General features: G+C 73.8%; 6 protein-coding genes and 1 pseudogene. 2 read left to right on the top strand and 5 right to left on the bottom strand.

Features of this window, described 5'->3' with window-relative positions; translation table 11 throughout:
* Together AC07CM_RS42900 and lipB are read right to left on the bottom strand one after the other, a co-directional pair.
* Positions 1-344: pseudogene (locus tag AC07CM_RS42900) on the bottom strand (lipoyl synthase); the annotation flags it as partial.
* A gap of 107 nt (positions 345-451) precedes the next feature.
* Positions 452-1,249 carry a lipoyl(octanoyl) transferase LipB gene (lipB, locus tag AC07CM_RS42895; RefSeq protein WP_478881981.1) on the bottom strand — a complete coding sequence of 266 codons (798 nt, stop codon included), beginning with the start codon at positions 1,247-1,249 and terminating at the stop codon, positions 452-454.
* Positions 1,250-1,489: 240 nt separating this feature from the next.
* On the opposite strand from lipB, the gene AC07CM_RS42890 reads away from it, so the two are divergent.
* The gene (locus tag AC07CM_RS42890) at positions 1,490-2,956 is read left to right on the top strand and encodes a regulator (protein ID WP_478881980.1); all 1,467 of its coding nucleotides are present in this window, start codon (positions 1,490-1,492) and stop codon (positions 2,954-2,956) included.
* Between the two features lie 484 nt (positions 2,957-3,440).
* Here AC07CM_RS42890 and AC07CM_RS42885 read toward each other — a convergent pair whose 3' ends face one another.
* Positions 3,441-4,805, bottom strand: a complete 1,365-nt coding sequence (locus AC07CM_RS42885) for an NAD(P)/FAD-dependent oxidoreductase (RefSeq protein WP_478881979.1) — start codon at positions 4,803-4,805, stop codon at positions 3,441-3,443.
* Positions 4,806-5,045: 240 nt separating this feature from the next.
* Positions 5,046-5,939: a TIGR01777 family oxidoreductase gene (locus tag AC07CM_RS42880; protein WP_478881978.1), complete on the bottom strand. Its 894-nt coding sequence runs from the start codon at positions 5,937-5,939 to the stop codon at positions 5,046-5,048.
* A 123-nt stretch (positions 5,940-6,062) separates the two neighbouring features.
* Between AC07CM_RS42880 and AC07CM_RS42875 the strand changes: the two genes are divergently transcribed.
* The gene (locus AC07CM_RS42875; RefSeq protein ID WP_478881977.1) at positions 6,063-6,551 is read left to right on the top strand and encodes an N-acetyltransferase family protein; all 489 of its coding nucleotides are present in this window, start codon (positions 6,063-6,065) and stop codon (positions 6,549-6,551) included.
* 18 nt (positions 6,552-6,569) lie between these two features.
* On the opposite strand, the gene AC07CM_RS42870 is transcribed toward AC07CM_RS42875, so the two are convergent.
* Positions 6,570-7,763, bottom strand: coding sequence for a MarP family serine protease (locus tag AC07CM_RS42870; RefSeq protein ID WP_478881976.1), 1,194 nt, complete (start codon positions 7,761-7,763; stop codon positions 6,570-6,572).
* Between the last annotated feature and the right edge of the window lie 63 nt (positions 7,764-7,826).

Genomic DNA, 7,826 nt, shown 5'->3' with positions numbered 1-7,826 from the left:
TCCATCGTGACCACCGACTCGCCGACACGGCGCGGCTCGTCGCGGTCCAGGGCCTCGGGCTTGCCGGTGTCGATCTGGCAGAAGTCGCAGCGCCGCGTGCACTGGTCGCCGCCGATGAGGAAGGTCGCCTCGCGGTCCTCCCAGCACTCGTAGATGTTCGGGCAGCCGGCTTCCTGGCAGACCGTGTGCAGGCCCTCGCTCTTCACGAGGTTCTGCATCTTCGTGTACTCGGGACCCATTTTCGCCCGGGTCTTGATCCACTCGGGCTTGCGCTCGATGGGGGTCTGGCTGTTGCGGACCTCCAGGCGCAGCATCTTGCGTCCGTCGGGTGCGACTGCGGACACGTCGGCTCCCTGTAGCTTCGATTCGTCGGCGTACACCAGGGTACGCCCGTGTTCATTGAGCTCTGCTGGTGAGGCCAACCTCACGTCCGCAGGGCGCATTCCCAAGATCAGGCGGAGGCCTTCTCGATCACCCGCGGCTTCAGGTCCGCGTTCTCCAGGATGTCCGTCAGGTGGCGCTCGACCACCGGCAGGACCTTCTCGATGGTGATGTCGCGGCCCAGCTCGTCGGCCAGCGAGGCGACCCCCGCGTCCCGGATGCCGCACGGGATGATCCGGTCGAACCAGCGGTTGTCCGGGTTCACGTTGAAGGAGAAGCCGTGCATCGTGACGCCCTTGGCGACCCGGATGCCGATCGCGGCGATCTTGCGGTCCTCGCGGCGCTGGCCGGCGTTGGACGGGGCGTACTCCGGGCCGTTGAGGCGGGGATCGAACTCCTCGTCGGCGAGCCGCGGGTCGAAGTCGAGGGAGAGGCCGCCCAGCGCCGGCCGCCGCTCGACCGGGTCGCCGAGCACCCACACACCGCTGCGGCCCTCGACCCGGGTGGTCTCCAGGCCGAACTCGGCGCAGGTGCGGATGAGCGCCTCCTCCAGGCGGCGCACGTGGGCGACCACGTCCACCGGGCGGGGCAGCTTCTGGATCGGGTAGCCCACCAGCTGGCCCGGGCCGTGCCAGGTGATCTTGCCGCCCCGGTCCACGTCGATGACCGGGGTGCCGTCGAGCGGTCGCTCACTGGCCTCGGTGCGGCGGCCGGCCGTATACACCGGGGGGTGTTCCAGGAGCAGCACGGTGTCCGGGACCTCGTCGGCGAACCGGGCCGCGTGCACCCGGCGCTGCTCGTCCCACGCCTCCTGGTAATCGACGGCGTCCGCGCCGAACCCCATACGGACGAACCGCAACTCACTCACGGCAAGCGCCTCCCTCAGCGAACCGGTGTGTCAGGCCTGTAACGGGCCCACGCCACTGTACGTCCGACCGGCGTACGTCAGCCCTGCGGGCAATCCTCACACGATCGGATGAATGCGCGGGGAATTGTGCGACGGTCTGCTCACTCTCCGCTACATTCGCGCCGTTCGAGAGGCCATATGGGCTGCTCACAGGCAATCCCGGCACTTCAGAAGCCCGGAAGGCAGGAGACCGCACCGCCGATGACGGACCGACCCGCGCAGCGCACCCCCAACCGCCAGCTCGCCGCGCTCATCGCAGAGGCGGGGTTCTCCAACGCGGGTCTGGCCCGTCGCGTCGACCAGCTCGGTCTGGAACACGGGCTGGACCTCAGATACGACAAGACCTCGGTCACCCGGTGGCTGCGCGGGCAGCAGCCCCGGGGCACGACGCCCGCCCTGATCGCCGAGGTGTTCACGCGCCGGCTCGGGCGCCGGCTCACGGCCCAGGATCTCGGCCTGGACGCCTGCGCGCCGGTGTACGCCGGGCTGGAGTTCGCCGCCACCCCCGAGGAGGCCGTCGACATCGTCAGCGGGCTGTGGCGCAAGGACTCCGGCAGCCATGCCGAGCTGCGCAAGATCGCCTTCACCCCTGCCGGGCTCGTCGTGCCCAGCCGGGACTGGCTGATCGGCAAGGCCGACGACAAGGTGGCCCGCGAGCCGGTGGCCCGGGTGCCCGCCCAGGGCCGCCCCGCGAGCGCCAAGGACCGGCCGGAGACCGTACTGGCCCCGCCCCGGCCCCGCGGCCAGGCCGGCCGCGCCCCCGGGCACAAGGTCAGCGGCGGCGACATCGCCGCGCTGCGCTCGGTCGGCGAGCTGTTCCGCACCCTCGACGACGCCTACGGCGGCGGTCACGCCCGGCAGGCCCTCGTGCGGTACCTGGAGCACGAGTGCGAGCCGATGCTGCGCGGCACCTACGACGAGCAGACCGGCCGCCGCCTGTTCGCCGCGGCCGCCGACCTCACCCGGCTCGCGGGCTGGACGTCGTACGACATCGCCGCCCACGGACTCGCCCAGCGCTACTTCGTGCAGGCCCTGCGGCTCGCCCAGGCGGCCGGCGACCGGGCCTACGGCTCCTACGTGCTGGTCACCATGAGCCGCCAGGCCGTCTATCTCGGGCACGGCAGGGAGGCGGTGCAGCTGGCGCGGGTGGCGCAGCAGGGGGTCGGCACCGGGGCGCCCCCGGTCGTGCAGGCGCTGCTGCACGCCTCCGAGGCCCGCGCGCACGGGGTGCTCGGGGAGGTGCGGGCGTGCACGGGGGCGCTGGTGCGGGCCGAGCGCGCCCTGGAGGTGGCCCGGCCCGGGGACGAGGTGCCGTACTGGGCCCGGTTCTTCGACGAGGCGCAGCTCGCCGACGAGTTGGGACACTGCCACCGGGACCTGCAGCAGTTCCGCGCCGCCGCCCAGCACGCGGAACGCTCCCTCCAGCTTCGCGCCCCCTCCTACGCCCGAAGCCGCCTCTTCTGCCGGGTCGTCCTCGCCACCGCCCGGCTCGGCCTCGGTGAACTCGACCAGGCCTGCACGCTTGCCGCGGAGGCCGCCGGCCAGGCGGCGGAGATGCGGAGCGCTCGCGCGGTGGAGTACGTCAGGGATTTCGAGCGCCGGCTGGAGCCCTACCGGGACTCGGCACCGGTGCGGGGGTATCGCGAGAAGGTCGCGGCGCTGGGGTGACCGGCCCCTGTGCGTCGCGCTCCTCTCGGGCCGCGACGCCGGTCGGCCACGCCGACGCGGTCCGGGGGCGCCCTGTGGGGCGCCGTCGCTCGCCGTTGGTGGGGGCGTTCGTCCGCTTGGTGATGCGCTGTTGTGGGGGGTTGTGTCGGTGCGGTGGTGTGGCATGTCGTCGGTGTTGGGGTGGCGGGCCTTGGTGCGTGAGGGTCCTCTCCGTGGCGACGCTGGTCGGTCATGACGGGGCGGTCCGGCGGCGGCCTGTGGGGCGCCGTCGCTCGCCGTCGATGGCGGCGGTGGTCCGCTCGGTGATGCGCCGGCGTTGCGGGTTGCGTCGGTGCGGCGGAGCGGCGTGTCGCCGGCGTTGCGGTGACCGGCGTCGGGGCGCCGCGTTTCCTCTCCGTCGCGACGCCGGTCGGCCGCGACGGGGCGGTCCGGGTGTCGCCATGCGCCGTCCGCGCCGTCGTGGCAGGTCGCCCCTCGGGGCGCGTTACGCCGCCCTCGGCAGGGTCGGCGCGGGATCCGCGTGGTGCATCGAGGCCGCCGCGCCGAGGTCGGAGAGGATCGCGGCCGCCGCCCGGTGGGCCGAGTGCAGGGCGCCCTGGACGGTGCTGGTGTCGCGGTGGTCGCCGCACACGTACAGGCCGGCCAGCAGGCGCACCGGGCGGTGCAGGTCGTGCGGCGGGCGCATCGCCGGTACCGCTTCCGGGGTGTGATGCACCGCCAGCGTCTCCCAGCGGCGCGTCGACGTGCCGTAGAGCCGGGAGAGGTGGATGCGGACGGCGGTGTCGATCCCGTCGGGCGGGGTGCCCAGTACCGTCGACGAGATCAGCACCCGGCCGGCCGGCGCACGGCTCGGGTCGACGTTGCTGAGCACCGCCGTGTGCGCGACCGGCCCGCCGCGGTCGGCGTCCAGCAGCAGCGACGTACCCGTCGCGAGGACCGCCGCCGGGTCGTCCGTGGTGTGGTGCACCACCGTCACCGGGTGGAAGTCCGGCACCCTGAGCCCGGGCAGCAGCCCGGCCGCGGCCCGCGCGTCCGTGGCCAGCAGCACCGCACGACAGCGGATCACACCGTGCTCGGCCGTGGTCACCGAGGTCGTGGACACGGAGGTGACCCGCACCCCGGTGCGCACGGTGCCCGGCGGCAGCGCCCGGGCCAGCAGTTCGGGCACCACCTCCGCACCGCCCTCCGGGACACACAGCCGGCCACTCGCGAAGGAGTGCAGCGCCAGGTCGGCGCACCGGCTGGAGGTGGTCAGCTCCGGGTCGCACAGCAGCGCGGCGAGCAGGGGGCGCAGAAAGCCGTCGATCGTCCGGGCGGGCACCCCGCGGGCCGCCAGGGCCTGCGCGGCGGGCAGTTCGGGCCGGGACAGCAGGCGTTCGACCGGCGTGGCGGCGATCCGGCCGAGAGCGGTGCCGAGGCGGGCCTGGTCGACCGCGCCGCCCACCGGCGCACCGGTCCGGCCCGGCGCGGCCGACGAGCCCCTGGGGGCGCTCGCCAGGGCGCGCACCACATGAAGTGCGCCCCTTGCGCTCCCCGCGGACGCCGGTGCGCCCGCCCGGTGTGTGCGCCCGTCGCGGTGGAGCAGGACGCCCGGCGCGAAACGGCGCAGGGCGAGGGAGCCGAGCCCCGCGGTGCGGCGGAGTTCGGGACAGGACGTGGACAGCAGCTGTCCGATGCGGTCGAGCCGGAAGCCGTCGACCTTCTCGGTCGACATGCGGCCGCCCACGTAGGGGGCGGCCTCGAGGACTGCGGTCGTTACTCCTGCGCTGGTGAGCCGATGAGCCGCCGAGAGTCCGGCGATCCCGGCTCCCACGATGACGACGTCCACCTGGTACGCGGGCTCAAGCACGAGGCCCCTCCTGTGGTTGCGCGGCCGGTGGAGACGTCATGCCCCCAACAGGCCCCAGGGATACCCGAGTTCGGGACGAGGGTAGGGCTGCGATCGGTCGGGAACAGTCGCGCATGAACAGGGCACGGTCGCACGGCGGTCGCATACGGTCACAAGAGATCGCAGGAGATCGCAGGAGATCGCAGGAGGTCGCAGGAGATTCCAGAAGATCTCAGGAGCCAGGAGCCCGCCGATGTCGTGTCAGGCGGCGCGGATCGCGTCGTCGATGCCCGGGAACGCGAAGGTGAACCCCGACTCCAGCAGCCGCTTCGGCAGCACCCGCAGGCTGCCCAGCACCTCCCCGGCCATCTCGCCCAGCGCCGCCCGAAGCACCGGCGCCGGGACGGCGAACAGCGTCGGGCGGTGCAGCACCCGCCCCATCGCCTCGGTGACCTCACGGTTCGTCAGCGGCTGCGGCGCGGTCAGATTGAACGGCCCGGACAGCGACTCGTGGTCGAGGAGATGCCGGATCGCGGCGATCTCGTCGTGCAGCGCGATGTACGACCAGTACTGCCGCCCGTCGCCCATGCGTCCCCCGAGCCCCGCTGTGAACAGCGGGAACAACCGCCCCCAGGCGCCGCCGCCCCGCGCGATCACCAGCCCTGTGCGCAGGAACACCGTCCGGACGCCCGCCTCCTGCACGGCAGCCGCCGCCTCCTCCCACTCCACGCACAACGACGGCAGGAACCCGTCGCCGGGCGGAGCGTCCTCGTCCACGGCCCGGTCGCCCGTGTCGCCGTAGATGCCCATCGCGCTGCCGTTCACGAAGACCCGCGGCGGGGTGTCCAGTGAGGCCACCGCCTCCGCCAGCGCCGCCGTGCCGAGCACCCGGCTGTCCCGCACCAGCCGCTTGTACTCGGGTGTCCAGCGCCGGTCCCCGATCCCCGCACCCGCGAGATTGACCACCGCGTCGCAGCCGACCAGCCCCGCCGCGTCCACCCGCTGCCGCTCGGGGTCCCAGCGGACCTCGCTCCCGTCCCGGGGCGCACGGCGGACCAGGCGCACCACCTCGTGCCCGTCCGCGGTCAGGGACCGCACCAGGGCGCTGCCGATGAGACCGGACGCACCGGCCACCGCGATTCGCGAACGTTCCATGGGCACCATCCTTCCCCGTCGCGGCCGAGGCTCGCCCGCGGAGGCCCCCGTCCGCCCGGGGGAGTGCGCGCCGGGTTTCCCGGGGCAGGTGGGCGGTGTCCGGCAGGTCTTAAGGTGGCCGTCATGTCAGAGCCGTCCATACGCATCGCCCTGCCCGCCGACGAGGAGGAACTGGCCCTTCTCGACCGCGCCGCCTGGTCCACCCTGCACTCCGTCCAGCCCGCGCCCCGGCCGCCGTACCCGCCCTTCTTCGACGAGCGCCATCGGCCGCAGGACTACCTCGTCGCCGAACTCGACCGGCGCCTCGTCGGCTACATCCGTCTCGTCCGCGCGACCCCGCTGCCCGCGAACGCGCACGTCCGCCAGATCCAGGGCCTGGTGGTCGGCGACGAGGCGCGCGGCAAGGGCGTCGGCCGGACGCTGGTCCGGGCCGCGATCGAGGAGGCGCGGGGGCGCGGCGCGCGCAGGCTCACCCTGCGGGTGCTCGGTCACAACGCCCCCGCCCGGGCCCTGTACGAGTCCGAGGGCTTCGTGGTCGAGGGCGTGCAGCCCGAGGAGTTCCTGCTCGGGGACGAGTACGTCGACGACGTGGCCATGGGGCGCTTCCTCTGAGCCCCCGGACCGGCTGCCCTACGACGTGACCAGGTGGCCCGTGTCCACCGGTGCCGTCGCCGAGGCCGCCCGCCCGGCGTCGGCCGCCACCTCGTCCGCCGTCAGGACGTACCCCGTCTCGGTGTCCGAGGTGGAACGGGCGAAGACCACGCCGAACACCCGCCCGCCGGTGGTCAGCAGCGGGCCGCCGGAGTTGCCCGGCAGCACCGTCGAGCGGATCGAGTAGATCTCCCGGGTGACCGTACGGCTGCTGTAGATGTTCTGGCCCGTCGCCTGGATCCGGTTCGCCACCGTCGCCGCCTGCAGGTCCAGGCTCCCGTCCTGCGGATAGCCCGCGACCACCGCCGAGTCGCCGCGCGCGGCGGTCCCGTCGAAGCGCAGCACCGGGGCGTGCAGTCCCGGCACGTACAGCACCGCCACGTCCCGGTCGGGGTCGAAGAGCACCACCCGGGCCTCGTACGACCGCCCGACCCCGCCCACCCGCACGCTCGGGTGGTCGATGCCCGCCACCACGTGCGCGTTCGTCATCACGTGCCGGGGCGTGTAGACGAAGCCGCTGCCCTCCCGGCCCTCGGTGCCGGAGGCGCCCTCGATCTTCACCGTGCTGCGCTTGGCCGCCTCGCTCGCGGCCGGCGTGACACTGTCCCCGCTGGGTCTGGGCACCCGGGCCGTCGACTCGTTCTCGAACGGGTTGAAGACCTGCGGGAAGCCCGCCTCGGTCAGCGCGGACGTGGCCCGCGAGAACCACACGGGGGTGGTCTCCGGCATCGTCTGCTGCACCGCGCCGAGCAGCGCCGAGTTCCGGATCGCCGTCGTCAGCGTCGGTGAGGAGGACGCGCCCAGCACGCTCGCCGCGACCCAGGCCACGATCAGCACGGCGACCGAGTTGGCCGCCGCACCCCCTATCCCGTCCGCCACCCGCAGCGGACCCCGGCCCTCCCGGTCCAGCTCCCGGCGCAGCCGCAGCGCCAGCCGGCCCGCCAGCTCGTGCCCCACCATGCCCGGCACCAGCACCGTCAGCACCGCCAGCACGGTCGCCTCCGCCGACCCGCGGGCCACCAGACCGGTCACCCACGGCAGCACCCACACGCCGACGACCGCACCGCCCACGAACCCGGCCAGCGACACGCATCCGGCCACCAGCCCGCGCCGGTATCCGGACGCCGCGTAGACGACGATCACCAGCGCGAGCACCAGGTCGAGCAGGTCCACTGAGCCGCCTTTCTCTCGGACCCCCTAGTACGGGCGGGACGGGCCCGATGATCAGTCACGCGC

The organism is Streptomyces sp. NPDC044061 (assembly GCF_056434305.1).
The sequence above is the reverse complement of the archived record's forward strand: the minus strand, read 5'-3'. Positions and strand labels throughout refer to the sequence as shown.